This is a genomic window from Micromonospora aridisoli, assembly GCF_056150025.1.
In genome coordinates this window covers 570848-595687 of record NZ_JAXCFK010000002.1, presented here as the reverse complement: position 1 = coordinate 595687, position 24840 = coordinate 570848, and the positions used below count along the sequence as shown (strand labels likewise).

Genomic DNA, 24840 nt, shown 5'->3' with positions numbered 1-24840 from the left:
CCGGTACGGCCCGGGCGCGCCGCTCGCCCCCGTTGGCTGTCCACGGTTGACGGGAACGGCCCCCGCTTCCTGGCCCGTCTGACCGTGGATCGAACGCGCTACGCACCGGCACCGACCGGCGTGACGACCGCGAGGGCGTACGGTGGCCCGGCTGCGACCAACCGGGCCACCGGCCCTCGACAACTCGTCCCCTACTGCTAGACGTTCGGGAGTGCCGGCAGGGTTGCGCGCGGTGAGCACTTTCTCGCCCCTGGTTTTCCCGTGTAACACTGGATGGTCGCCCTGTGGCAGGTCAGCCGCCTGCTCCGGCGGCCGGATCAGCCGTACGGAGGAGAGGTTTCGGCGTGAGTGGTGGACCGCTTATCGTGCAGTCGGACAAAACTCTTCTGCTGGAGATCGATCACCCCGACGCACAGGCCTGCCGGATGGCCATCGCGCCCTTCGCCGAGTTGGAGCGTTCCCCCGAGCACGTGCACACGTACCGCCTGACGCCGCTCGGGCTGTGGAACGCGCGCGCCGCCGGGCACGACGCCGAGGCCGTGGTGGACGCACTGATCAAGTTCTCCCGGTACCCGGTGCCACACGCCCTGCTGGTCGACGTGGCCGAGACGATGGACCGGTACGGGCGGCTCCAACTCGCCAACGATCCGGCGCACGGTCTCGTCCTGCGCGCCCTGGACCGGGTGGTGCTGGTCGAGGTCGCCAAGAGCAAGAAGCTGGCCGGGATGCTCGGCAACCGCATCGACGACGACACCATCGCGGTGCACCCCTCCGAGCGGGGACGACTCAAGCAGGCCCTGCTCAAGCTCGGCTGGCCGGCGGAGGACCTCGCCGGGTACGTCGACGGCGAGGCGCACCCCATCGAGCTGGCCGAGGCCGGCAAGGACGGTGGGAAGCCGTGGACGCTGCGGTCGTACCAGCGGGAGGCGGTCGAGGCGTTCTGGGCCGGCGGGTCGGGCGTGGTGGTGCTGCCGTGCGGCGCCGGTAAGACGCTGGTCGGCGCGGCGGCGATGGCCGAGGCGAAGGCCACCACGCTGATCCTGGTGACCAACACGGTCGCCGGCCGGCAGTGGAAGCGGGAGCTGATCGCCCGGACCTCGCTGACCGAGGAGGAGATCGGCGAGTACTCGGGTGAGCGCAAGGAGATCCGCCCGGTCACCATCGCCACGTACCAGGTGCTCACCTCGCGGCGCGGAGGCGCCTTCACCCACCTGGACCTGTTCGGTGCCCGCGACTGGGGTCTGGTCGTCTACGACGAGGTGCACCTGCTGCCCGCGCCGATCTTCCGGTTCACCGCGGACCTCCAGGCCCGCCGCCGCCTGGGCCTGACCGCCACCCTGGTCCGGGAGGACGGCCGGGAGGGCGACGTGTTCAGCCTGATCGGCCCGAAGCGGTACGACGCGCCCTGGAAGGACATCGAGTCGCAGGGCTGGATCGCCCCCGCCGAGTGCATCGAGGTCCGGGTCACCCTGACCGACGCCGAGCGGATGGCGTACGCGACGGCGGAGACCGAGGAGCGCTACCGGATGGCGGCCACCGCCCGCACCAAGCTGCCGGTGGTACGCGCCCTGCTCAACCGGCATCCGGAGGAGCAGACGCTGGTCATCGGCGCGTACATCGACCAGCTGCACCAGCTGGGGGAATACCTGGACGCGCCGATCGTGCAGGGCTCCACCACGAACAAGGAGCGGGAACGCCTCTTCGACGAGTTCCGCTCCGGCTCGCTGCGCACTTTGGTGATCTCCAAGGTCGGCAACTTCTCCATCGACCTGCCCGAGGCGGCGGTGGCCATCCAGGTGTCCGGCACCTTCGGCTCCCGGCAGGAGGAGGCGCAGCGGCTCGGCCGGGTGCTGCGCCCCAAGGCCGACGGCCGGCAGGCGCACTTCTACACCGTGGTCTCCCGGGACACCATCGACACCGAGTACGCCGCCCACCGCCAGCGCTTCCTCGCCGAACAGGGGTACGCGTACACCATCGTCGACGCCGACGACGTCCTCGGCCCGTCCCTGCCGTCGTTCGACTGACGCGCCGTCCGGGCGGCGCGGCGTTCCGGACGCGGCGCCACTTCGCTGTTCGGTAGTTGGCCTCGCGGGAAAGGAGTGGGTCAGAGGATCCGGGTGACCTGCTCGGCGGCGGCGACCGCGTCCCGCTCATCCGGGTCGAGGTTGGCGCAGAGCAGCACCGAGGCACCGGCCGACAGCGGGGCGAGCAGCCACTTCAGCGGCAGGTCGTGCTCGGCGACGTCGACCAGCAGCCGGTCGCCGGCCCGCAGGTCGAGTTGGTCAGCCAGAACCTTGGCCACCGCTCCCAACTCGGTGTAGCTGGTGCCGTCCGGGCTGGCCGGGTCGGTGGCGTGCAGCAGCGGCCGATCGGCCGGGGCGGCGCCGTGCCGCAGCACCTCCACCGACCAGTCGAGCCAGCCGACCGGCACGTCGGTCAGCGGCTCCGGTCCGGTGCCGACCAGGTATCGGTGCAGCCCGTCGGGCACGTCCTCCAGCCAGTCGTCCAGGCGCTCCGGGGTGACCAGGACGGCGTCGTACGGTCGGTCCGCACCCGGCTCCAGCACCGGCAGCCCGGCGGTGGCGCGCGGCCGGAACGACACCTCCAACCCCACCGACCAGGCACCGAGCAGCACCGCGGCGGTACGCCAGTGCGGCGGCAGCAGCACCGCCACCCGGCTGCCCGGCGTCAGTCCGCATCCGTCCCGCAGCAGCCCGGCGGCCCGCGCCGCCCAGTCGCCCAGCTCCGCAGCGGTCAGGTTCTGACGGTGCCCGGTCCGGTGGTCGAGGTAGGTGAGCAGCGGCTGGTCCCGTGCGGCGAGGCCGGCGGCGGACAGCAAGGGCAGGGCGGCAGGCATACGTACGTCTTACTCCTGCCGCCCCGACCTGTCGAGGCGGTCGGGCCCGCTCACTCCGGTGGTCGGCACGGTTTCGGCCCGACGCCGGGTTGCCGTACTTTCCAGTCCCGCCGGCACATCCGATCAGATGTGGACAGGCGGCTCGGGAGGTTGGTCATGCGGGCAGGACGATGGCGTCGGGCGCTGCGCGCCGGGATGGCCGGGCTGATGGTGGGCGCGGTACTGGCCCCGCCGGCACCCGGGGTGGCCGATCCCTTGCCCAACTTCGCGGTCGTCGCGACCGTCTGGGCGAACCAGCCGACCACGGCGGAATACGTCGTGAACAACGGCTACAGCTGGTCCTCGACCGAGGGTGACATCGTCGTGCGCCGCACCGGCACGGGGGCGTACACCGTCGAGCTGCAGCACGCGGCGACCAGCACGGGCGTCGCCCACGTGGTGGCGTACGGCGGCGGGCCGGTGCACTGCACGGTGGCCAGCTGGTACCGGAGCCTGCTGGGCGGCAACCATCTGCTCATCCAGGTGCGCTGCTTCGCGGCCACCGGCGCGCCGGTGGACAGCCGGTTCGTGGCGACCTTCACCAACCGGCAGCAGATCCACCAGGGCCGGCTGGCCTGGTTCACCACCGACCAGGCGGCACCGACGGGCCCGCGCACCATCCCCGCCAGCCTGCGGTACGACTCCACCGGTGGCCCGATCGCCTACGAGCGGCTCGGCACCGGCCACTATCGCATTCTCATGAACCCCAACCCGGCCAGCGAGTCGGAGGAGCCGATCTTTCCGATGATGCACGTCACCGCGATGGGCAGCAGCGCGGTGAACTGCCAGATCGGCTGGCCCGACAGCCGGAACGTACGGTGCGCCAATGCCGCCGGCAGCCCCGTCGACGCCCGGTTCGCGGTCACCTACGGCACCCGGGTCGACCTGCTCGGCCACTCGGCCGGGCCGCGCTTCGCCAGCGGCACCCTCTACGGCGATTGGATCAACGGCGGGCACCTCCCCGGGGACAGTTACAACTCGACGCTCCCCGGCTACGGCGGCGCTCGCGGTCAACTGCTCGGCACCGGCAGATATTCGATTGTCCTCCACGGGACGGGTGCCGGTTTCGGTACCGCCTTCGTCAACGCCCACACCGGCATGTTCGACCGGGGGCGTGGCCACTGCGTCCTGGAGAGCTGGTGGCGCTCGGGCGTGGACACCGTGGTCTCGGTCAACTGCTACGCCTGGCTGGGCGTACCGGCCAACCTCAACGCCCGGATCTCCTACACCACCTGGCCGGCGAGCTGACGTGCCGTCAGACCGGCAGCTCCGGGCCGCCGTCGACGAGCGGGGCGAGCAGGTCGCCGGACTTCTCCACCCGCTGGAGCACCTCGGTCGCGGTGTACGGCTTGGTCGACGGCCGCTTGCCGGCCGCGCCGGCGGAGACCTCGTCCCAGGTGAGCGGCGTGGACACCGACGGCACCGCCTGGGCCCGCAGCGAGTACGGCGCGACCGTGGTCTTCGCCGCGTTGTTCTGGCTCCAGTCGATGAACACCTTGCCGGGTCGCAGGTTCTTCGCCATCTTCGACACGATCAGCTTCGGATGCGCCTTCTCCAGCTCCTGCGCGATCCGCTTGGCGTAACCGGAGACGACCTCGGAGTCCTGGGTGCCGGCGATCGGGCAGCAGAGCTGCATGCCCTTCTTGCCGGAGGTCTTCGGGTACGAGTCGATGCCGTCCTCGGCCAACCGGTCCCGCATCAGCAGCGCCACCTGGCAGCACTGCGTCAGTGTCGCGGGCGCACCCGGGTCCAGGTCGACGACCATCATGTCGGGTTGTCCGCCGACCTTCCACTGCGGCGTGTGCAGCTCCAACGCCGCCAGGTTGGCCAGCCAGACCAGGGTGGGCAGGTCGTCGGCGACCACGTAGTCGATGGTTTCCCGGCCCTTGGTGGAGCCGGGTGCGGGCAGCGTCTCGGTACGCACCCACTTCGGCGTCGCGGCGGGGGCGTTCTTCTCGAAGAACGAGTTGCCGTTCACCCCGTTCGGGTAGCGGATCCGGGTCAGCGCCCGATCGTGCAGGTGGGGCAACAGCACCGGAGCGATCCGGGTGTAGTAGTCGATCACCTCGCCCTTGGTGAAGCCGGCCGCCGGGTAGAGGACCTTGTCGAGGTTGGACAGCTCCAGGGTGCGGCCCTGCACCTCGACCGGGAACCGGTCAGCTGGCATCGTCGACCTCCTCGGCCGGTTTGTCCGGGCGGACCCGCAGCATCCGGGGGAACCGCAGTCTCCCGTCGGGGGTGCGCTGGCCGTACTTGACCTCCACCACCAGCCGGGGAGTTACCCAGATCGCGCCCCGGGCATCCTCCCGGGGCACATCGCCGCTGAACGGTGACGCGGTGGTGCGCAGCGGCTCCAGCTCGCGGAGCAGTTCCCGTTCGAGGGCGGCACCGATTCCGCCGCCGACCCGGCCCCGGTAGACGAGCCGTCCATCGGCACCGGGTACGCCGACCAGCAGACCGCCGATCTTCCGCGCGCCGGGTCGCCAGCCGCCGACCACGAAGTCGCCGGTCACCTCCAGCTTGACCTTCACCCAGTCCGGTGACCGCACTCCCGGCCGGTAGGTCGAGTCGACCCGCTTGGCCATCACCCCTTCGAGGCCGTGCTCGCCGGCCGCCTCGTAGGTGGCCGGCCCGTCGGAGAAGACCGGGGGCACCGCCCACCGCGCCGCGCCGAGCGCCAGGCCGTCGAGGGCCTCCCGGCGCCGGTCGTACGGCCAGCCGGTGAGGTCCTGGCCGCCGAGCCGCAGCACGTCGAAGATCATGTACGTGACCGGCACGGTGGCCGCCAGCCGGGCCGCCTTCGCGGCATTGCGCACGTGCATCCGCTCGGCCAGGGCGGTGAACGACGGCCGTCCGGCCTGGTCGAAGAGCACCACCTCGCCGTCCAGCAGGACGTCGTCGGCCTGCTCGCCGAGCGGGATCAGCTCGGGGTAGGCGGTGGTGATCTCCACACCGGAGCGGGCGTACAGCCGCGGCCGTCCGGCGGCGATGTCGGCCAGCGCGCGTACGCCGTCCCACTTGAACTCGTACGCCCAACCGGGACCGGTCGGAAGCTGCCCGGTCATCGCGAGCATCGGCTTGAGCGGCGCGCCGGGCACAGGCCGACTGTAGTAGCAGGCGGAACACCTCGCGCCCGGTTCGCTGTGATGCGAGCATGGTCGATACCGGGGAAGGGAGCGCAGCATGCGGGCCATCTGGAAGGGAGCCGTGTCGTTCGGCCTGGTCTCGATCGCGGTGAAGCTGTATTCCGCGACGGAGGAGAAGGACATCCGGTTCCACCAGGTGCACCGGGCCGACGGCGGACGGATCCGGTACAAGCGCACCTGCCAGGTCTGCGGCGAGGAGGTCAGCTACGACGACATCGCCAAGGGCTACGACATCGGCGGCGGGGAGATGGTCATCCTCACCGACGAGGACTTCTCCGACCTACCGTTGAGCACCTCCCACGCGATCGACGTGCTGGAGTTCGTGCCGGCCGAGCAGGTCGACCCGATCCTCTACAACAAGGCGTACTTCCTGGAGCCGGAGGGCACCGCGACCAAGCCGTACCTGCTGCTGCGGGACGCGTTGACCGACTCGGAGCGGGTGGCGATCGTGAAGGTGGCGCTGCGTCAGCGGGAGCAGTTGGCCACCCTGCGGGTCCGCGAGGGCGTACTGCTGCTGAACACGATGCTCTGGCCCGACGAGATCCGTAAACCGGACTTCGGCTTTCTCGACGAGGACCTGAAGATCCGGCCTCCCGAGCTGGCGATGGCCACCTCGCTGATCGACTCGATGGCCGGGGACTTCCATCCGGACGAGTTCACCGACGACTACCGCGCGGCGTTGCAGGAGGTCATCGACGCGAAGGTGGAGGGCCGTGAGGTCGTCCAGCCGGAGGAGGTGGAGGAGGCACCCGCCGCCGCGGTCGACCTGATGGCCGCGCTCAAGGCTTCGGTGGAGCGGGCCCGGGCGGCTCGCGGCGAGGCACCGGCCGGTGGTGGCGCCGAGCCCACACCGATCTCGTCGGCGCGCTCGGCCCAGAAGAAGGCGGCAGAGAAGAAGGCCGCCAAGGCGCCGGCGAAGAAGGCTCCCGCGAAGAAGGCCGCCGCGAAGCAGACCACCGCTAAGAAGGCGCAACCCGCCAAGAAGGCCGCCGAGAAGAAGCCCGCCAAGACCGCCAAGAAGACCACCCCCCGCAAGTCCGCCTGACTGGTCGATCACGCGCCGCCTACCGATCGAATGCCCCTTTTGCGGGCCTTACCGGGACGCGAGGTCCATGATCGGCGCAGTAGTACCTGTCGGCCGGGGCCATCGATGGTCGGAAGTGCGTCCGACACCAGGTACCGTGTGTCGGCGACGGCTGCCCGTGGCCGGACCCACCCCACACCTCTCAGCAGGGAGTCGAGGACGTGAGCGAGCAGGAGACCAAGTCACGGCGGCGGCTGGCCGAGCAACTCGCGGCCCAGAAGGCGGCCGAGGCCAAGCGCCGCCGGCAGGCCTGGGCCGGCGCGTTCGCCGGTGTCGCCGTGGTGGCGGTGCTGATCACCGTGTTCGTGCTCGTGGGGCAGCGCGGTGGCGACGACGCTCCCGAGCAGGCTGCCGGTACGCCGACCGCCCCGGCGGAGGCCACCGAGCCGGGCGCGCCGCCCGCCCCGCAACTGCCGGAGGGCGCGGATCCGGCGCTGGGCAGCAAGCCGACCGTCACCGGCGGCGAGGGCGAGCTGACCAAGCTGACCGTGACCCCGTTGATCGAGGGCACCGGGCCGGAGGTCAAGGCCGGCCAGTCGATCACCACCAACTACGTCGGCGTGTTCTACGAGAACGGCGAGGAGTTCGACTCCTCCTGGGAGCGGGGGCAGCCGGCGACCTTCCCGATCGGCGTGGGTCAGGTCATCCCCGGTTGGGACAAGGGCCTGGTCGGGGTCACCGTCGGCAGCCGGGTGCAGCTCGACATTCCGGCCGAGGACGCGTACGGCGACGGTGGGGGCGGCCGCCCGGCCGGCCCGCTGCGCTTCGTGGTGGACGTCCTAGCCGCCGAGTGAGCCTCCGGCCGGGTCGCCCGGCCGCCACGGAACATCGATGCCGTTGACCACAGATGGCTTCCGGCCGGTCACCGACCGGCAGTAGGTTCGACCAACGTCCCGGTCACCACGTTCGGGACGCTGGTCGAAGCGAACCCGGAGGTGCATGTGACGGCAGTGGACGCGGACGGGCGGACCGCCCGGTTGATGTGGACGCACTACGAACCGGTGCACGCCGTCACCTATTTCCACCCACGCGCCCGCGCCGCCTACGGGGCGGCCGGGCTGCGCGGCTACTGGCGGGGTTACTTCGCCGGCCGGGCCGCCCCGCTCGGGCCGACCGGTCCGGCCCCGGTGGTCGCCGCCTTCTACAACTTCGCGCCGCACATGGTGACCAGGGCCCTGCCGGCGGTGTGGCAGCTGGCCACCCCGGACCAGGCGCTGCGCGCCCGGCTGACCGGGGCGGTGCAGGCGCTCGCCGAGTTGACCTACGAGTTGCCCGAGCGGCACCTGACCGAGGCCGCCGACCTGCTGGAGGCCGCCACCGACGGGCTCGGAACGGCCGGACGGGTCCTGGGCGCGGCCAACGCGGCCCTGCCGCGCGGCGAGTACCCGCTGGCCCGGCTCTGGCAGGCCGCGACCACACTGCGCGAGCATCGCGGCGACGGGCACGTCGCGGCGCTGGTCGCCGCCGATCTCGACCCGCTGGAGACGCTCGCCTGGCGGGTGGCGGTCGACATGCCGCCGGCCAACCTGCTCGGCCGGGGCTGGTCGGAGCAGGAGTGGTCGCAGGCGCGCGAGCGGCTGACCGTCCGCGGCTGGCTGGACGCCCAGGCAAAGCCGACCGACCGCGGTCGAGCGGCCTTCCAGGCGATCGAGGACGCCACCGACCTCGCCGCTGCCCGTCCCTGGCAGGCGCTCGGCGCCGACCGGACACAGCGCCTGCGCGAGCTGCTCGACCCGATCGCCCGTGCCGCACACACCGTCATACCGCCGGACAGCCCCATCGGCCTTCCACCCCTGCAAGGTTGACCAAGAGGTTCTGGTCTGATTTCTCGCCCTCGCCCGACGAAACTTCTTGATCAACGCCGCGATGGGTGGGGTGGGGGTGGGGTGAGGAAGGATGGGGGTGTGACGGTGGGTGGGGTGGTTTTCGACCTTGACGGTGTGATCGTGGACTCCGAGCCGGTCTGGGAGGAGGTGCGGCGGGCGTACGTGGCAGAGCACGGCGGCACCTGGCAGGACGACACCCAGCGCCGGCTGATGGGGATGAGTACCGGGGAGTGGGCCCGGTACCTCAGCGACGAGTTGGGGGTGCGGCGCACCGCCGACCAGGTCGCCGCCGAGGTGGTCGAGGAGATGGCCCGACGGTACGCGGCCCGGGTCCCGGTGATCGACGGTGCGGTCGAGGTGGTACGCCGGCTGGCCGCGCGGTGGCCGCTGGGGCTGGCCAGTTCCTCACCGACCCGGCTGATCGCGGCGGCGCTGGCCGCCACCGACCTGACCGACGCGTTCCGCAGCACCCTCTCGACCGAGGAGACCGAGCGCGGCAAGCCGGCGCCGGACGTCTACCTGACCGTGGCCCGGCGGCTCGACCTCGACCCGACGCGCTGCGTGGCGGTGGAGGACTCCTCCAACGGGGTGCGCTCCGCGGCTGCCGCCGGAATGACGGTGGTGGCGGTGCCACATGGCGCGTACCCCCTGGATCCGGACGCGCGGCGGCTGGCCGCGACGGTGCTGAACTCGATCGACGAGCTGACCCCGGAGGTCGTCGGCCGACTGGCCTGAACCGCCACCGGGCGGTCCGCTGCCCGCCTACGGTCGGTGACATGAAGGCGATGGTGTACGAGCGCACCGGCGATCCCTCGGTGCTTGAGCTGGTGGAGCGGCCGGTGCCGGAACCCGGTCCGGGTGAGGTGCTGGTCCGGGTCGCGGTGTCCGGAGTGAATCCGACGGACTGGAAGTCGCGCCGGCAGGGTCCGCTGCCGGCCGGTTGGCAGACGCCCGGCCAGGACGGGGCCGGAGTGGTCGAGGCGGTCGGCGAGGGTGTCGACCGGGAGCTGATCGGCGAGCGGGTGTGGGTCTGGGAGGCCGCCTGGCAGCGCCCCTGGGGCACCGCCGCCGAGTACACCGTGGTCCCGGTCCGCCAGGCGGTACGCCTCGGTGACGGGTCCTTTGAACTGGGTGCCTGCCTGGGCATTCCCTTCCTGACCGCGCACCGGTGCCTGACCGCCGGGGAGTACCTGCCCGACAGCCTCCGCCCGGGAGCGTTGAGCGATCACACGGTGCTGGTGCAGGGCGGGGCCGGGGCGGTGGGCAACGCGGCCATCCAGCTGGCGGCGTGGGCCGACGCCTGCGTGATCGCCACGGTGAGCAGCGCCGAAAAGGCACAGCTGGCCGCGGCGGCCGGTGCGTCGGTGGTCATCAACTACCGGGAACAGGACGTGGTGGAGGAGGTCCGGAAGGTCGCACCCGACGGGGTGCACGGCATCGTGGAGGTCTCCCCCGCGCGTAACGCCGCCACCGACGTGCGGTTGCTGCGCCCGGGCGGGGCGGTCTGCGTGTACGCCGACGACGGCGGCGACGAGGTGACGCTGCCGGTCCGACCGTTGATGGCACCGAACGCCCGCTGGCAGTTCGTGCTGGTCTACACCATGCCGAAGGCGGCCAAGGCGCAGGCGGTGGTGGACGTCGCGGCGGCGGCCGCTCAGGGCGGGATCCGGGTGGGAGAGGAGGCCGGCCTGCCGTTGCACCCCTTTCCGTTGTCCGCGACCGCCGCCGCCCATCAGGCGGTGGAGGACTCGGTGGTCGGGAAGGTGCTGCTCAGCGCCAGCGCCTAAGCGGTTCGACCTGGGAGATTTCGCCGTCCCAAGGACAGAGGCGAACAAGTCTCGCAATACTGGCATTGCGGGTCGCCCCGCAAGGAACGGGCGGCCCCGGCGCGGTGCGAACGCCGGGGCCGCCCACCGGAGAGAGGTCTGTGCAGGCCACTACTCCCAACGGCGATGATGCGCCGAAAAACGTTACGGCGTTGCCAGTTCCCGCACATTCAGGTCGCCGTCGGCGTACCGGGAGCGCACCACCTTCTTGTCGAACTTGCCGACGCTGGTCTTCGGCACCGCGTCGACGAACGCCCACCGCTCCGGCAACTGCCAGCGCGCCACCGACCCGGCCAGAAACTCGCGCAGCTCCTCCGGGGTGGCCGAGGCACCCTCCCGGAGCACCACCGTCGCCAGCGGCCGTTCGTCCCATCGCTGGTCCGGTACGCCCACCACGCAGGCCTCCAGCACCGCCGGGTGGGCCATCAACGCGTTCTCCAGCTCCACCGAGGAGATCCACTCCCCACCGGACTTGATCACGTCCTTGGCCCGGTCGGTCAGGGTGAGGTAGCCGTCCGCCGACAGCGTGCCCACGTCACCGGTACGCAGCCAGCCGTCGCGGAACTTCTCCGGGTCCGGCGCGTCGTCCCCGACGTACCGGGCGGTGATCCACGGCCCCCGGACCTCCAGCTCGCCGACGGAGGTTCCGTCGGCGGGCAGCGGTTCCCCGGACGGGCCCACGACCCGTGCCCGCACCCCGGCCGGCACCCGGCCCTGCGTGTACCGGTAGCGCCAGGCCTCGTCACCGCTCGCCCCGGCCGGTGGGCGCGACACTGAGCCCAGCGGCGACATCTCGGTCATGCCCCACGCGTGGATGACGTCGATACCGTGCCGCTCGTCGAACGCGTGCATCAGTGACGGCGGACAGGCCGAGCCACCGACGATCACCTCCTTGAGCGAGGAGGTGTCCACGTCGTGGGTGTCCAGGTAGGCCAGCAGGTCGGTCCAGATGGTCGGCACCGCGCCGGCCAGGGTCGGCCGCTCGGCGGCGATCATCTCGGCGATCGGCGCGGCCTGGAGGAAACGGTCCGGCATCACCAGCGACGCGCCGGAGAGGAACGCCGCGAACGGCAGCCCCCACGACATCGCGTGGAACATCGGCACGATCGCCAGTTCCCGGTCGGTCGGCCCGAGCCCGAAGCCCTCCGGCATGCAGATCTGCAACGAATGCAGGTAGATCGAGCGGTGCGAGTAGGCCACCCCCTTGGGGTTGCCGGTGGTACCGGAGGTGTAGCAGAGGGCCGCCGCATCACGCTCGTCCAGCTCGGGCCAGTCGTACACCTCCGGCCGGTCGGCCAGCAGCGCGTCCCAGTGATGTACGGCGATCCGGTCGCCCGACGCCGCCAGCAGCGGAGCGGGATCGCCACCACCGACCACCACCACGTGCCGCACGCTGGTCATCCCGCCGATGGACTTCGCCAGCAGCGGGATCAGCGTCGAGTCGACCAGCACCACCCGGTCCTCGGCGTGGTTGGCGATGTAGGTGACCTGGTCGGGAAAGAGCCGGATGTTCAGCGTGTGCAGCACCGCGCCCATGCTGGGCACGGCGAAGTACGCCACCAGGTGCTCGGTGTTGTTCCACATGAAGGTGGCGACCCGCTCGTCACCGGTCACTCCGCACTCCGCGCGCAGGGCGTGCGCGAGCCGGGCGGCGTCCCGCCCGACCTCGGCGTACGTGCTGCGCCGTGGCTCGGCGCCGGTCCACGTCACCACCTCGGCCGTGCCATGCACGGTGGCGCCATGTTCGAGGATCCGGGAGACCTGAAGGGGGGCGTCCATCATCGTGCTACGCATGGGTAACAAGTTAGTGTCGCCGATCACACGTTGGGAACCCCCGTAAATTGTCCGGGTGAGCATCTCCTGGGCTGATTCGTACGTCGGGCAGCTGCGTGCCCTGGCCGGGGACCGCACGCTGATGTTCGTCGGCGCGCGAGCCGTCGTACGCGACAACTCGGCGCGCATCCTGCTGATCCGCCGCTCCGACAACGGCCAGTGGGCGTTGCCCGCCGGCGCCATGGAGCTGGGCGAGTCGATCGCCGACTGCGCCGTGCGGGAGGTACGCGAGGAGACCGGGCTGCGGGCCCTGCGGGTCAGCGCCTTCGCGCTCTACACCGGGCCGGACCGCACCCACACCAACATGTACGGCCACACCTACCAGATCTTCACGACCGCGTTCCGGGTCGAGGAGTGGGACGGCCGCCTGGCCCGGGTCACCGACGAGACCATGGACGCGGGCTTCTTCCACCGCGAGGCGATGCCCCAGCCGCTCTCGGCCAGCGTCCTGGAGACCCTGGCCGACCTGGACGTCTTCGAACAGACCAACCGCCTCATCCTGAAATGACCCGGCGGCCCCGCCCCCAGGGGCAGGGCCGCCGAAGCGGGCTCCGGGTCCGGCCGGTCAGTGCCGGCCCTCGGCGAACTCCTCGACGATCTTGGTGCAGAAGGCCGGCAGGTCGTCCGGCTTACGGCTGCTGACCAGCCCGTTGTCGGTCACGACCTCCTCGTCCACCCACTCCGCACCGGCGTTGACCAGGTCGGTGCGCAGGCTGGGCCAGCTGGTCAGCCGGCGACCCCGCACCACGTCCGCCTCGACCAGCGTCCACGGGCCGTGGCAGATCACCCCAACCGGCTTGCCGGCGTCGAAGAACGACCGCACGAACCGGACGGCGTCGGAATCGGTACGCAGGAAGTCCGGGTTTGCCACCCCACCGGGCAGCACCAACGCGTCGTACCGGGCGGGGTCCGCGTCGGCCGCGCTGACGTCCACCTCGTACGTGGTGGAGGGGTCCAGGTGATCGAAAGAGGTGATCTTCCCGGGCTTGATGGACACCAGCTCGACGGTCGCGCCGGCCTGTTCGACGGCCTGACGCGGCTGGACGTACTCGACCTCCTCCACACCGTCGGTGGCCAGGAAGGCGACCCGCTTGCCCTGCAACGTTGCTGCCATTGCGTTCTCCTCTCCGGGGTTCGTCCGTATCCGTTCCCGGCACCGGGATCACGAAACGCGTCGGTGCGGTGGCCCACCGCACGTCACCGCGGCCGGGTGACCGGGCGGCAGGTTTGACCCCGCCAGCGGAAGGGGAACCGCCGGCATGGCACGAGCAGCAGCGGATCAGCTCCGGCTCGCCGACGTCGTGCAGAGCTGGCTCGGGCGTCCGGTTCTGGTGATCGGCGACGCCATGCTCGACGAGTGGCGGTTCGCCGACTCCGACCGGTTGTGCCGGGAGGCCCCCGCCCCGGTCCTCACCCTGCGCCGCCGTATCTCGGCTGCCGGCGGCGCCGCCAACACCGCCGTCAACATCGCCACCCTGGGCGGGCGCTCGGTGCTGGTGGCACCCGTCGGGGCCGACGCGGCCGGTGACGAACTGCACGACTGCCTCGACCGCGCCGGTGTCTGGGACCGGACGGTCAGCCAGGCCGGACGGCCCACCCCGGTCAAGCGCCGGATGTTGGCCGGCGACCAGATCCTGCTGCGGGAGGACTCCGGCGACCCGGACGACCCGCTCACCGACGCGGGGGTGGACTGTCTGCTCACCGCCCTGGACTGTGCGAGCGAGGAGCTGCGGGCAGCCAGCGGTGGCGAGGCACCGACGCTGGTCGTCTGCGACTACGGCCTGGGTGCCCTACCCGCACCGGTCCGCGCCTGGCTGGTGGAGCACCGGGACCGGTACGCGACGGTCGCGCTCGACGCGCACGACCTCGCCGACTGGCGAGGCCTCGCCCCGACCGTGGTGACCCCGAGCTTCGCCGAGGCGACCCGACTGCTCGCCCGCGCGGGCACGGTCGGGTCCACGGCGAGCGCGACGATCCCCGCTGCCGTCGCCACCCCGCCGGCCGGCGACGGCACCCCGATCGGTGCACACGAACTGCACCTGGAGCATCCCCAGGTCGACCCGGCCGACGGGCCCTCCGAGCTGACCGTCGGGACGGCACCGGGCGGCGTCGGTACGCGGCGTACCGACGGGCCGATCGGCGAACCCACCCCGGGCGAGAGCCGGGTGGCGATGACCCGCGACGGGCTCAGCGTGACCGGCACCGGGGTGACCGTCAACGCCGAGGTCGGTGCCGGCGTGGACCGGGCCGTCCTGGCCGAGTCCCGGCTCGCCGAGCTGCGCGCCCATACCGGCGCGGACGTGGTCGCGGTGACCCTGGACACCGAGGGCGCGATCGTCGGCGGCGCCGACGGCGAACCTGCCCGCAGTCACAGCACGCCCGTTCCCGCCAGTCACGCCGTCGGGGCCGGGGACGCCTACCTGGCGGCGATGACACTCGCGCTCGCCGCCGACGCCCCACTGTCGACCGCCGCTCAACTGGCCCAGCTCGCCGCGACGAGCACCGTCGCCGGCACCGGCACCTGCGTGTGCCGCCGCGAGGACCTGCTGGCCGCGTTGGGCCGACCGACGCCCGACGGCCGGCAGGTGCTGGTCGACACCGGACACCTGGCGGAGATCGTCGACGAACACCGGCGTGCCGGCCGTTCGATCGTCTTCACCAACGGCTGCTTCGATGTGCTGCACCGCGGGCACGTGCGCTACCTGGAACAGGCTCGCGCCCTCGGTGACCTGCTCGTGGTGGCGGTCAACTCCGACGGCAGCGTCCGCCGGTTGAAGGGTGCGGACCGGCCGGTGAACCCGGTCGAGGACCGTGCCGCACTGCTCGGCGCACTGGCCTGCGTGGACCACGTGGTGGTGTTCGAGGAGGACTCGCCGGCCGCGTTGATCGAGGCCGTCCGGCCGGACGTCTACGTCAAGGGCGGCGACTACCCACCCGAGCTGGTGCCGGAGGCACCGCTGGTGCAGCGGCTGGGCGGCCAGGTACGCACCCTCGGGTACGTGCCGGACCGCTCCACCTCGAAGATCATCGACCGGATCCGCGCGTACGGCCAGGAGGGCGCGACCGGCGCGGACATCGGGCCGACCCCCTCCGCCGGGGTGTCCACGCCCGATCCCGAAACGGCCGGCACCGCCGTTCCCACCGGTGCCGACGCGCCGCCGCTGACCGGCAAGGCGCCGTGAACCGACCGCTCGACGCCGGCACGCCCGCACAGTTCCGCGTCGACCGGCTGGTCGACGTGCTCGTCCCCACCCGCAACCGGCCCACCGAACTCGCCGTCACCCTCTCCGGGCTCGCCGCTCAGGAGGGCGTGCCGGGATTCGGCGTGGTGGTCAGCGACCAGTCCGACGGCGACCCGGGGTACGCCCACCCGGCGGCGGCCACCATGGTCCGGGCGCTGCGCCACCGGGGACATCCGGTACTGCTGACCCGCCGGCTGCCCCGGCGGGGCCTCGCCGAACACCGCAGCTTCCTGCTCGCCGCCTCCACCGCCCGGTACGTGCTCTTCCTCGACGACGACGTCTGGCTGGAACCGGGGACGCTGCGCCGCCTGGTGACCGCCATCGGCGAACTGGGCTGCGGCTTCGTCGGCAACGCGGTGCACGGGCTGTCCTACCTGCACGACGTACGACCCGACACCCATCGGCACTACCGGGAATGGACGGGCCGACCGGTGCCGGAGCGGGTCCGGCCGGGCACCGCCGAGTGGGACCGAGCGCAGATCCACTCCGCGGCCAACCTGCTGCACGTCACCGCGTCGCTGGCGCTGCGGGACGGCGACTGGCGGGCGTACCGGGTCTCCTGGATCGGCGGCTGTGTGCTCTACGACCGGGCCAAGCTGGTCGACTCGGGCGGGTTCGACTTCTGGCAGCGGGTACCGGCGCGACATCAGGGGGAGGACGTGGCCGCGCAGCTCGCCGTGCTGGCGCGCCACGGCGGCGCTGGCGTGCTGCCCAGCGGCGCCTACCACCTGGAGTCGCCGACCACGGTCACCGAGCGCGACGTGGAGGCGTGGGAGGTCGTCCTCGCCGACGGCGATGCCGGATGTTAAAAAGGGCCCTTCCTATACACGAGGCGTTAACAAGGGGCCCTTCCTTACCTGAACAACAGTTCGCGGGCGGCTTCGAGCACCTCGGCCAGCGGCACGTCGGTGACGAAGGAGTCGCGGTGCGGGCAGTCGCCGTCCCCTGGACGGTGCGGATAGATGCCGGGGGTGCAGTCCACCCCGCAGACCGGGCAGAGCACCGTCCACGAGGTGATCGGCCGGTGCCGCCCACGCAGTACGGGAGCGGTGGTGATCAGGTTGCCCACCCAGAAGATGCCGACGGTGGGGGTGCCGACGGCGGCGGCCAGGTGCAGCGGCCCGGTGTCGTTGGAGATCACCAGCTCACAGCCGGCGTAGCAGCCGGCCAGCCCGCCCAGGCTGAGCGTGCCCACCTGCGGCCGGACCGGCACCCTGGCGGCGGCCACCACCTCGTCCACCACGTCCTGCTCCGTGGGGGTGCCGGTGACCAGGATCTCGTACCCGTCGGCGTGCAGCGTTCGGGCCACCTGCCCGAAGCGGTCGGCGGGCCAACGCCGACGGGTGTCGGTGGCCCCCGGATGCAACGCCACCCGGGGGCGTTCCGGGTCGCCGAGCACGCCCCGTGCCTCGGCGCGATCGGAGTCGGTGACCGTGAGCGCGGGGGTGATCGTGGTGGCCGGAGCACCCACCAGGGCCACCGCCTCCAGGTAGCGGATCACCTCGTGCTGGTAGTAGACGTAGCGCAGCCAGCGGTCCAACGGTGGGGCGTCCTCGGCGCGCAGCCCCGCGGTGACCCGGGCGCCGAGCGCGGCGACCAGCGGGTTGGAGTTGGCACCGCCGCCGTGCAGTTGCAGCGCCAGGTCGAAGCGTTCCACGCGGGCGGCGGCCAGGAAGTCGACCATGCTGGACTCCGGCTCACCGCTGTTCGCCGCGCGGATTCCCGGCGCGGGCGGCACCACCAGTACCCGGTCGACCGGGCCCGGCCGGTCGCGCCACAGCTGCGCGTGCCAGGGCGCGCCGAGCAGCACGATCTCGGCCTGCGGGTACGCGGCCCGCAGCGCCTCCAGCGCCGGCAGCACGAAGATGAAATCGCCGAGGGCGTTGGCGCGCAGCACGGCGATCCGGGCCACGTCGGACACCCGGTCGGCGGCCTCCTCCAGCAGGGCCGGGGCCACGAGGCGGGCTACCGGCCGGAATCGCCGGTGGCGACGTCCGGCTGGTGCAGTTCGCGGTCCGCCGCCGGGTCGACACTGCTCGGCGTACCACCGCCGGAGTCGGCGGACCGCGGGCCGGTGCGACCGACGGTGATGGTGCGCGGCGCGGGGCGGTTAGCCCGGGGCAGCCGTACCCGCAGCAGGCCATGGTCCATCACCGCGTCGATCGCCTCGGGATCCACTCGCGACGGCAGTTGCACGCGGTACTCGAAGCCCCGGGTCTCGAAGCCTCCAGGGATCCCGTGATCGGCGTTGACCTCGGCCTCGGACCGTGCCCGTACGCACAGCTCGCGGTCGTCCAGTTCCACCGCGACCTCCTCGGGAGCGACGCCGGGCAGCCGGACGACCACCTCCCAACCGTCACTGGTCTCGCCCATTTCCACCTCGGGTGGCCCCGGTCGACCACCGACCAGCCGGCTCAGCTCGGCCCGCAGCGACTGCAACTCGCCCATCGGGTCCCAGCCCTGCTGACCGCCCCGCCAGCCGCGTCCCGGCCTGGTCATCGCACGTCTCCCATCCGTTGGCTGGCGGCCGTCGGCCGCAACGAACTCGGCGCGTCCAGGTGCGCATCCCGGTCCACCCCGACGCCGAGCCGGTCGACGAGCTCACCACCCAACCAGCCGCTGACACCGAGGATGCCGAGCGCCACCACCTCGATGGCGATCAACGCCCCGCCGGCACCCCGCGACTCGGCGTTCAGCCGCACCACCCAGACGGCGGCGAAGAGCAGGATCACCGCGACGTTCGCGGCGGCGTGGGTCAGCGCCACCCGCTTCGCCCGGGTACCGGAGGGGATGGCGAGCAGGTCGAACGTCCCGGCCGCCGCAGCCAGCAGGCCGCCGATCAGGCCGACGGTGAGGTTCCAGTACGCCACCTCGCCGAGGAAATCGGGCCCGCCGACCGTGTCGATGATGTCGAACAGCACGGCGGTGACCAACAGTGCGAACGGGAACATCACCAGCATCGGGTGGACGGGATGACCCAGGATCTTGAGTCGACTCTCCATCTCCGGGCCTCCACTGCATCTCCGCGCGGGCGCTCGCTGGGCCGGTACCCCGGTCAACGAGGGACAAACCTCACGGCTGGTCGCGACTACACTGACCGTGGCGGTTTCCCGCCCTGGGTGCCGTCACCACGGTCAACTCCACGGGGAGGCACGCAGTGACGGTGGAGATCACATCGGCGGCCGAGTTGACCGAGCTGCTCGGCACTCCGGCGCCCCGCGCCGCCGCCAAGGAACGTATTCGGCTGCACGAGCGTGACCGGCAGTGGCTCGCCGCGTCGCCGTTCTGCCTGGTGGCCACCGCCGGAGCGGACGGCACCTGCGACGTCTCCCCCAAGGGCGACCCGGCCGGTTTCGTGCTGGTGCTCGACGACCGCACCATCGCCATTCCGGAGCGCCCCGGCAACAAGCGGGCCGACGGCTACCGCAACATCCTGTCGAACCCGCACGTCGGCCTGATCTTCCTCATTCCAGGACGGACCGACACCCTGCGGATCAACGGCCGGGCACGGTTGCTGCGTGACGCGCCCTGGTTCGACGAGATGGTGGTCAAGGGACACCGGCCGGTGCTGGCCGTGGTGGTCGAGATCGAGCAGATCTTCTACCACTGCGCGAAGGCGTTCCTCCGGTCCCAGCTGTGGCAGCCGGAAACCTGGCCACCGGACCCACTGCCCAGCCGGGCCCGTCTGATCAAGGAGGTCGAGGCTCCGGCGGAGACCCTGGCAGATCTGGAACGCCACTACGGCCCCCAGTACGCCGCCACCCTCTACACCTGACCGTCTCCGTCGCGGCTGCGCGACCGGACGGACCGTTGTCAGGTGGACCTACGATCCGGGCATGAAGGTGTCCCGTGCCTGGCTGCTGGCCTGCCTCGTCGTGCCGCTCATGACGGCGTGCGTGACCGTCCGCACCGAGACACCGACGGCTCCGCCGGTCACCTACACCTGCTGCGAGACCGCGGACATCGACAAGCCGTACCAGCCGGGGCAGACGTTCACCCTGCACTGGATGGTCGAGACGTCGGACGAGCCGACGACGGCGCCGCCGCGTCCGGTCGACCTGGAGGCCGAGTTGACCGGGCCGTACGCGACGGTCGAGGAACTCAAGGCCGCGATGGAGGCCACCCCCGGTCCCACCGGGCGAGCCACCTACCGGGCCGAGACGGTACGCGCCTCCGGTGAACCCGACGATCGGCCCGTCAGCCCCATCGCGATTCCCGCCGACGCCGGACCGGGCTACTACAACCTGACCACCACGATCGTCGACGGCGACCACACGACCAGCGGAATGAGCATCGTCCAGGTCGTACCCGCAACCTGACCCGGACGACGACTGCGGAAACGGCAAAGCCCAGGTCGATGACCTGGGCTTCTGTACCGAGCCGCCTGACGGAATCGAACCGTCGACCTACGCATTACGAGTGCGTCGCTCTGCCGACTGAGCTAAGGCGGCAACGGTGGTCAAGTGTACGGCACGCACCGATCGACGGCCGAACGGGATTGCCCGAGTCGAACCAACCGGGCAGCCGGGGAGTTTCCGGGGTCGTCCGGTCACGCGGGCCGCACTAGGCTGCGGCGAATGACCGACGAGCACACCTCTCGCGCCGAACCGGTCGATGTCGGGTCACCGGCCGGCGGCCGGGCGCGGCCGCCGGGGCCGTACGCCGAGGAGGCCGCCGGGGGTCGGGCATCCCGGCGGCCGCGCAGCACCGATCCGCTGGAACTGGGTTTCACCCCGCGTAAGCCGGTGCCGTGGCTGGCGCCGTTCCTGCTGATCAGCACCGGCCTGCGGACGCTGCTGGCGATGCTGTTCGGGGCGTACCTGGACAAGCGGGAGCTCCAGAAGGCCCTGGACGCGGAGATCTCCCGACAGGTGGGGCCGGACGGCGGGCTCTGGCTCGACTACGTGGCCGACCTCGGTGACGGCTTCAACGCCACCTACTCCGTGGCCTACCTGCTCGCCCAGCGGGAGATCACCGTGGACGGGCACCGGCTGCCCCGGGCGCAGACCCTGGTGATGGGGGGTGACCAGGTCTATCCGTCGGCGGAGTACGAGGCGTACGAGGACCGCTGCAAGGGGCCTTACCAGGCGGCGCTGCCGGCCACCCCGCCGGAGCAGCCGACGATCTTCGCGGTGCCCGGCAACCACGACTGGTACGACGGACTGACCGCGTTCCTGCGGCTGTTCGTCCGCACCCGGGACCGGCACTTCGGCGGTTGGCGTACCGGACAGTCCCGGTCGTACTTCGCCGCCGAACTGCCGGCGGACTGGTGGCTGCTCGGCCTGGACGACCAGTCCGGCTCGTACGTCGACGACCCGCAGCTCACCTATTTCGACGCGGTGGCGAAGAGGCTGGGACCGCAGAGCCGGGTGATCCTGGCGGTGCCCGCCCCCGCCTGGGTGAAGGCCGTCGACCAGCCCACCGCGTACGACTCCATCGACTACTTCATCCGGACCATCGTCGCGCCCACCGGTGCCCGGGTCCGGCTGCTGATCTCCGGCGATCTGCACCACTACGCGCGGTACGCCGGGCCGGACGGGCGGCAGCTGGTCACCTCGGGCAGCGGCGGCGCCTACCTGTACCCGACGCACAAGCTGCCCGAGCGCGTCGAGGTGCCGCCGCGCGACACCCTGGCCCGGCGGTCCAGCCCGTCCCGGACGTACGAGCTGGCCGGCCGTTACCCCGACGCCGCCCGCTCCCGCCGGTACGGCTGGGGGATCTTCGGCCGGTTGCCGCGCCGCAACCCGGGTTTCTCGACGCTGCTGGGCGTGCTGCACACCCTGCTGATGCTCTCCATGGCCGGCGTGACCGACTTCCGCTCCGAGGCTTCCGAACAGCGGCTGTTCAGCGTGCCACTGGTGATGATGGTGCTGGTGACGGTGCTCGGGGCGGCGTTGTTCGCGAAGCCGCCCAGTTCCAGCGGCAAGCGCCACGCGCGGCACTGGATCCTCGGCGTCGGGCACGGGTTGGCCCATGTCGGACTGGCTGGCACCGGCACCTGGGTCTGGCTCGCGCTGCCGTTCCACGACTGGTCCTGGCCGTTGCCGGCGGTGGCCGCGGCAGTGGTCTACCTGCCGGTGATCGGGCTGGTGGCCAGCCAGTTGGTCGCCGCGTACCTGCTGCTGGCCAGCTCGTTCGGGGTGAACGTGAACGAGCTGTTCGCCGGGCAGGGCATCGAGGACGCGAAGGGCTTCGTCCGGATGCACATCGCTGCGGACGGCACGCTCACCCTCTACCCGATCGCCGTCGACCGGGTGGCCCGCGGCTGGCAGGTCAACCCGGACCAGTCCCCCGAGTCCTCCTGGCTGACCCCGACCACTCCGCTCACCCCACGTCTCGCCGAACCACCCGTCACCATCACCTGACCGCGCCGACCCGCAGCGTTCGATCATGAGGTCGTTGTCCCGCCCCTCGGACCAGGGACAACAACCTCATGATCAGCCCGGGTCGGGGGCGTAGTGCTGGTCGTGTGCCTGGCGGGGACCGCAGACCGAGGCCCGGGAACAGGAGCAGCGGGAGCCGTCGGCGTCGAGGCGGACCGTGACGGCATCGCGGGGAACGCTGTGGCCGATCACCCGACCCTCCCCCTTCGGGGTGGAGACCCGCGAGCCGATCCCCGGTGCCGACTCATGGAACTTCTGATAGAGCGGATGTTCGTACTTGAGGCAGCACATCAGCCGACCGCACGCCCCGGAGATGCGCAGCGGGTTGAGCGGAAGATCCTGGTCCTTGGCCATCCGGATGGTGACCGGCTCGAAGTCGTTCAGGAAGGTGGCGCAGCACAGATCCCGCCCGCAGGAGCCGATGCCGCCCTGCACCCGAGCGGAGTCGCGGGCCGAGAGCTGACGCAGCTCCACCCGACAGTGCAGAGTCGCACCGAGGTCCCGGACCAGGGAACGGAAGTCCACCCGGTGCGGGGCGGTGAAGTAGATGGTGCTGCGCTCTCCGCCACTTTCACCGTTGCCGAGCACGTGGTCGACCGCCACCACCTTCATCGGCAGGCCGTGTTCGCGGATCAACCGTTTCGCCGCGACCTTCGCTTCTGCCTTGCGCCGCCGCAGCGCCTCGTCGCGACGCAGGTCCTCCTCCTGTGCCAGCCCGGCCAGCCGGGGGAAACCAGCCGTCTCCTCGGTGACCCACTGCGCCGCCCAGACGCACTCCGCCACCTCGGGGCCGTCGTCGGTGGGCACCAGCACCTTGTCGCCCACCTGCGGTCGCAGCTCCCCGGGATCGAGATAGTAGAGGCGCCCGTACCGCTGGAAGCTGACCGCGCAGAGCATGCCCATGTCCTCACCCTACGTCGCGCGGGCGGGGGCGCGCCCGGTCGGGCCCGGCCGTCACTACGCCGTGCAGCCATCCATGACTGTCGACTCGACCGACCCCCATCCCGGCTACCGGTACGACGATGCCGGCCCGGACGGCTGAAACCTCGGCCATGGGCGGGACAAGAACGGGCCGAGCGCGTTGAGTGGAGAGCAGACCTGCGGGGGGTGCAGGGAAGGGCACGGCGTCGCCGGCGGACCGCCCGAAAGGGCGCCCGCGAGCGGCGCCGTGCGCCCTGTGGCAAATGGTCACCAGCCGATGCGGGTCGTTCGGCCACCCGCCGGGCCACCACCGGTGTCCGGGCGGAACCGCCCACCCCCCGGTCGCCACGGGGACTCGGCGAGGCTGGGTGACCACTGCCGCAACAGGGTCTCCGCTCCGTCGTACGCGACGCAGAGCACCGCCAGCACCCGCGCGCCGATCTCGGCGGCGGCGATCGCGCCCGACCCGGACGACCCGGCGTCCGGGGTCATCCGGCGGACCGAACCGGTGGCGGCCACGACGGCGACCGCCTCGGCCGAGCCGATCACCTCGGCCAGCGCCCGGGCGACGGCGAGCCGGCTGCCTTCCACCCAGTCGGCGAGCGCGTCGGCGTAGCCGGCGGTGGCCTCCAGCCGCCCGACCAGGCTCTCGGGGCCCTCGTCCAGATGCCGCAACAGCGCCGCCCGGGACTGGCCGTACGCCATGGCGGCCGAGCCTGACCAGAGAACCGGGTCGGTGAGGGCGGCGCAGGCGTGGTCGTACCCGTGCACGTGCCGGCGCACGGCGTGCCCGGCGGTGGCCAACGGCTCCGGTCGCAGGTCGAGGAAGCCACGCAGCGCGTCACCGGGCAGCACCTGCATCCGGCGCAACAGCGGCCAGACCCGGTGCCCCTCGGGAGCACCGGCCGCGAGTAGCGCGTCGACCCGCCCGAGCAGGTCGAGGCCGGGCTCGGCGAGCCGATCGAGGAGGTCCATCAGGCCTCGCCGACGAGCCGACGGGAGACGGCGGAATCGGTGTCGGAGTACCGGTCTGCGGCCTCGCGCAGCGCCGCGGCCACGGACGACACCTGGGCTGCGGCGGCGTGCGCCTCGCGGGCCCGGTCGCCGGTGGCGGCCACCCACTGCCGGTGCAGCGCCCGTCCGACCTCGCCGGGTCGGCCCGGCGCGTCGGCACCGAACGCCACCTGCGCCGGGTCGCTGGCGGTGACCGACCGGGAGAGTGCGGTGAGCGTGGCGCTCGCCTCGTCGAGGCGACCGGCCAGGGCGCGAAGGCTGTCCATCTCAGGCCCCCGTCAGCGGTCGGTACGCGGTGAAGGTCTCGTTGTGCAGCTTTTCCCGCGCCCACTCCGCGGCGTCGGCGGCAGCGGCGACCGCGGCCCGTACCGAGTCGGCCACGTCACGCGGTGCCCGGGTGTGCAGCGGGCCCAGGAAGCGCACGTCGGTGATCCGGCCACCGGCGGTGACCACCACCTCCACCAGGCCGTCCGGTGAACGGACCGTGACCTCGACCGTCGCCACGGCCTGGTCGAACTCGGCCTGGAGAGACTCGATGCGGCGGTAGCGCCGGACCGCCTCCTCTATCCATGCCTCATCGATCTCACCCCGCGGCATCGCCGGACTCCTCCCGGTTTCATCACTCTGCGTGCCGCCACCGTCACCACGGCACACCGGACCGTACCGCAC

Annotated in this window: 25 protein-coding genes and 1 tRNA gene; 13 read left to right on the top strand and 13 right to left on the bottom strand. The window is 71.8% G+C overall.

Translation table 11 applies throughout. The features are described 5' to 3' along the window. Positions 1–344: 344 nt before the first annotated feature. Positions 345–2024, top strand: a complete 1680-nt coding sequence (locus SM447_RS06265) for a DNA repair helicase XPB (protein WP_474571745.1) — start codon at positions 345–347, stop codon at positions 2022–2024. An 80-nt stretch (positions 2025–2104) separates the two neighbouring features. On the opposite strand, the gene SM447_RS06260 is transcribed toward SM447_RS06265, so the two are convergent. Next, positions 2105–2857 (bottom strand): TIGR03089 family protein, encoded by a 753-nt coding sequence (locus SM447_RS06260; RefSeq protein WP_474571744.1) that lies wholly within the window; start codon positions 2855–2857, stop codon positions 2105–2107. A 156-nt stretch (positions 2858–3013) separates the two neighbouring features. Here SM447_RS06260 and SM447_RS06255 point away from each other — a divergent pair, with 156 nt between their 5' ends. After that, positions 3014–4144: a hypothetical protein gene (locus SM447_RS06255; protein ID WP_474571743.1), complete on the top strand. Its 1131-nt coding sequence runs from the start codon at positions 3014–3016 to the stop codon at positions 4142–4144. A gap of 7 nt (positions 4145–4151) precedes the next feature. On the opposite strand, the gene ligD (SM447_RS06250) is transcribed toward SM447_RS06255, so the two are convergent. Together ligD (SM447_RS06250) and ligD (SM447_RS06245) are read right to left on the bottom strand one after the other, a co-directional pair. Continuing rightward, on the bottom strand, positions 4152–5063 hold the full coding sequence (gene ligD / locus SM447_RS06250) for a non-homologous end-joining DNA ligase (RefSeq protein WP_474571742.1): 912 nt from the start codon (positions 5061–5063) through the stop codon (positions 4152–4154). Continuing rightward, positions 5053–5994 carry a non-homologous end-joining DNA ligase gene (gene ligD, locus SM447_RS06245; RefSeq protein WP_474571741.1) on the bottom strand — a complete coding sequence of 314 codons (942 nt, stop codon included), beginning with the start codon at positions 5992–5994 and terminating at the stop codon, positions 5053–5055. Before ligD (SM447_RS06245) ends, ligD (SM447_RS06250) begins: the two co-directional genes overlap by 11 nt. Positions 5995–6079: 85 nt before the next feature. Between ligD (SM447_RS06245) and ku the strand changes: the two genes are divergently transcribed. The 5 genes from ku to SM447_RS06220 all read left to right on the top strand — a co-directional run bounded on the left by ku (position 6080) and on the right by SM447_RS06220 (position 10739). After that, positions 6080–7087, top strand: a complete 1008-nt coding sequence (gene ku, locus SM447_RS06240) for a non-homologous end joining protein Ku (RefSeq protein ID WP_474571740.1) — start codon at positions 6080–6082, stop codon at positions 7085–7087. Positions 7088–7287: 200 nt separating this feature from the next. Then, a complete protein-coding gene (locus tag SM447_RS06235; protein ID WP_474571739.1) occupies positions 7288–7920 on the top strand; it encodes an FKBP-type peptidyl-prolyl cis-trans isomerase in 633 nt (210 codons plus the stop codon). A 186-nt stretch (positions 7921–8106) separates the two neighbouring features. Further along, positions 8107–8931, top strand: a complete 825-nt coding sequence (locus SM447_RS06230) for an SCO6745 family protein (RefSeq protein ID WP_474571905.1) — start codon at positions 8107–8109, stop codon at positions 8929–8931. Positions 8932–9030: 99 nt separating this feature from the next. Further along, complete coding sequence (locus SM447_RS06225; protein WP_474571738.1) at positions 9031–9687, top strand: HAD family hydrolase; 657 nt, start codon at positions 9031–9033, stop codon at positions 9685–9687. Positions 9688–9728: 41 nt separating this feature from the next. Beyond that, entirely contained in the window at positions 9729–10739 is a 1011-nt protein-coding gene (locus tag SM447_RS06220) for an NADPH:quinone reductase (protein WP_474571737.1), read from the top strand. 183 nt (positions 10740–10922) lie between these two features. Here the strand turns inward: SM447_RS06220 and SM447_RS06215 are convergent, their stop codons facing one another. Beyond that, positions 10923–12572 carry a fatty acid--CoA ligase gene (locus tag SM447_RS06215; protein ID WP_474571736.1) on the bottom strand — a complete coding sequence of 550 codons (1650 nt, stop codon included), beginning with the start codon at positions 12570–12572 and terminating at the stop codon, positions 10923–10925. Positions 12573–12627: 55 nt separating this feature from the next. Between SM447_RS06215 and SM447_RS06210 the strand changes: the two genes are divergently transcribed. Continuing rightward, on the top strand, positions 12628–13119 hold the full coding sequence (locus SM447_RS06210; protein ID WP_474571735.1) for an NUDIX domain-containing protein: 492 nt from the start codon (positions 12628–12630) through the stop codon (positions 13117–13119). Positions 13120–13176: 57 nt separating this feature from the next. Here SM447_RS06210 and SM447_RS06205 read toward each other — a convergent pair whose 3' ends face one another. After that, positions 13177–13725, bottom strand: a complete 549-nt coding sequence (locus SM447_RS06205; RefSeq protein WP_474571734.1) for a type 1 glutamine amidotransferase domain-containing protein — start codon at positions 13723–13725, stop codon at positions 13177–13179. Between the two features lie 145 nt (positions 13726–13870). On the opposite strand from SM447_RS06205, the gene rfaE2 reads away from it, so the two are divergent. Both rfaE2 and SM447_RS06195 read left to right on the top strand, forming a co-directional pair. Then, positions 13871–15793 (top strand): D-glycero-beta-D-manno-heptose 1-phosphate adenylyltransferase, encoded by a 1923-nt coding sequence (gene rfaE2, locus SM447_RS06200; RefSeq protein ID WP_474571733.1) that lies wholly within the window; start codon positions 13871–13873, stop codon positions 15791–15793. Continuing rightward, positions 15790–16662: a glycosyltransferase family 2 protein gene (locus SM447_RS06195; RefSeq protein WP_474571732.1), complete on the top strand. Its 873-nt coding sequence runs from the start codon at positions 15790–15792 to the stop codon at positions 16660–16662. Before rfaE2 ends, SM447_RS06195 begins: the two co-directional genes overlap by 4 nt. A gap of 44 nt (positions 16663–16706) precedes the next feature. On the opposite strand, the gene SM447_RS06190 is transcribed toward SM447_RS06195, so the two are convergent. The 3 genes from SM447_RS06190 to SM447_RS06180 are packed head-to-tail and all read right to left on the bottom strand — an operon-like array spanning position 16707 to position 18855. Further along, positions 16707–17810 carry a glycosyltransferase family 9 protein gene (locus SM447_RS06190; RefSeq protein WP_474571731.1) on the bottom strand — a complete coding sequence of 368 codons (1104 nt, stop codon included), beginning with the start codon at positions 17808–17810 and terminating at the stop codon, positions 16707–16709. 8 nt (positions 17811–17818) lie between these two features. Then, positions 17819–18352 (bottom strand): Hsp20/alpha crystallin family protein, encoded by a 534-nt coding sequence (locus SM447_RS06185; RefSeq protein WP_474571730.1) that lies wholly within the window; start codon positions 18350–18352, stop codon positions 17819–17821. Further along, positions 18349–18855, bottom strand: a complete 507-nt coding sequence (locus SM447_RS06180; protein WP_474571729.1) for a DUF2231 domain-containing protein — start codon at positions 18853–18855, stop codon at positions 18349–18351. The genes SM447_RS06185 and SM447_RS06180 overlap by 4 nt, the downstream gene beginning before the upstream one ends. 155 nt (positions 18856–19010) lie before the next feature. Here SM447_RS06180 and SM447_RS06175 point away from each other — a divergent pair, with 155 nt between their 5' ends. Together SM447_RS06175 and SM447_RS06170 are read left to right on the top strand one after the other, a co-directional pair. Then, positions 19011–19628 carry a pyridoxamine 5'-phosphate oxidase family protein gene (locus SM447_RS06175; protein WP_474571728.1) on the top strand — a complete coding sequence of 206 codons (618 nt, stop codon included), beginning with the start codon at positions 19011–19013 and terminating at the stop codon, positions 19626–19628. Between the two features lie 61 nt (positions 19629–19689). Then, positions 19690–20172 carry a hypothetical protein gene (locus tag SM447_RS06170; protein WP_474571727.1) on the top strand — a complete coding sequence of 161 codons (483 nt, stop codon included), beginning with the start codon at positions 19690–19692 and terminating at the stop codon, positions 20170–20172. A 59-nt stretch (positions 20173–20231) separates the two neighbouring features. On the opposite strand, the gene SM447_RS06165 is transcribed toward SM447_RS06170, so the two are convergent. Further along, positions 20232–20304: transfer RNA gene (locus tag SM447_RS06165), tRNA-Thr, on the bottom strand. Between the two features lie 126 nt (positions 20305–20430). On the opposite strand from SM447_RS06165, the gene SM447_RS06160 reads away from it, so the two are divergent. Next, positions 20431–22218, top strand: coding sequence for a metallophosphoesterase family protein (locus SM447_RS06160; RefSeq protein WP_474571726.1), 1788 nt, complete (start codon positions 20431–20433; stop codon positions 22216–22218). A 72-nt stretch (positions 22219–22290) separates the two neighbouring features. Here the strand turns inward: SM447_RS06160 and SM447_RS06155 are convergent, their stop codons facing one another. The 4 genes from SM447_RS06155 to SM447_RS06140 all read right to left on the bottom strand — a co-directional run bounded on the left by SM447_RS06155 (position 22291) and on the right by SM447_RS06140 (position 24768). After that, positions 22291–23139 (bottom strand): PSP1 domain-containing protein, encoded by an 849-nt coding sequence (locus SM447_RS06155; protein WP_474571725.1) that lies wholly within the window; start codon positions 23137–23139, stop codon positions 22291–22293. Positions 23140–23424: 285 nt separating this feature from the next. Beyond that, positions 23425–24132 (bottom strand): hypothetical protein, encoded by a 708-nt coding sequence (locus SM447_RS06150; protein ID WP_474571724.1) that lies wholly within the window; start codon positions 24130–24132, stop codon positions 23425–23427. Further along, positions 24132–24437: a hypothetical protein gene (locus tag SM447_RS06145; protein ID WP_474571723.1), complete on the bottom strand. Its 306-nt coding sequence runs from the start codon at positions 24435–24437 to the stop codon at positions 24132–24134. Before SM447_RS06145 ends, SM447_RS06150 begins: the two co-directional genes overlap by 1 nt. A gap of 1 nt (position 24438) precedes the next feature. Continuing rightward, the gene (locus SM447_RS06140; RefSeq protein WP_474571722.1) at positions 24439–24768 is read right to left on the bottom strand and encodes a YbaB/EbfC family nucleoid-associated protein; all 330 of its coding nucleotides are present in this window, start codon (positions 24766–24768) and stop codon (positions 24439–24441) included. Between the last annotated feature and the right edge of the window lie 72 nt (positions 24769–24840).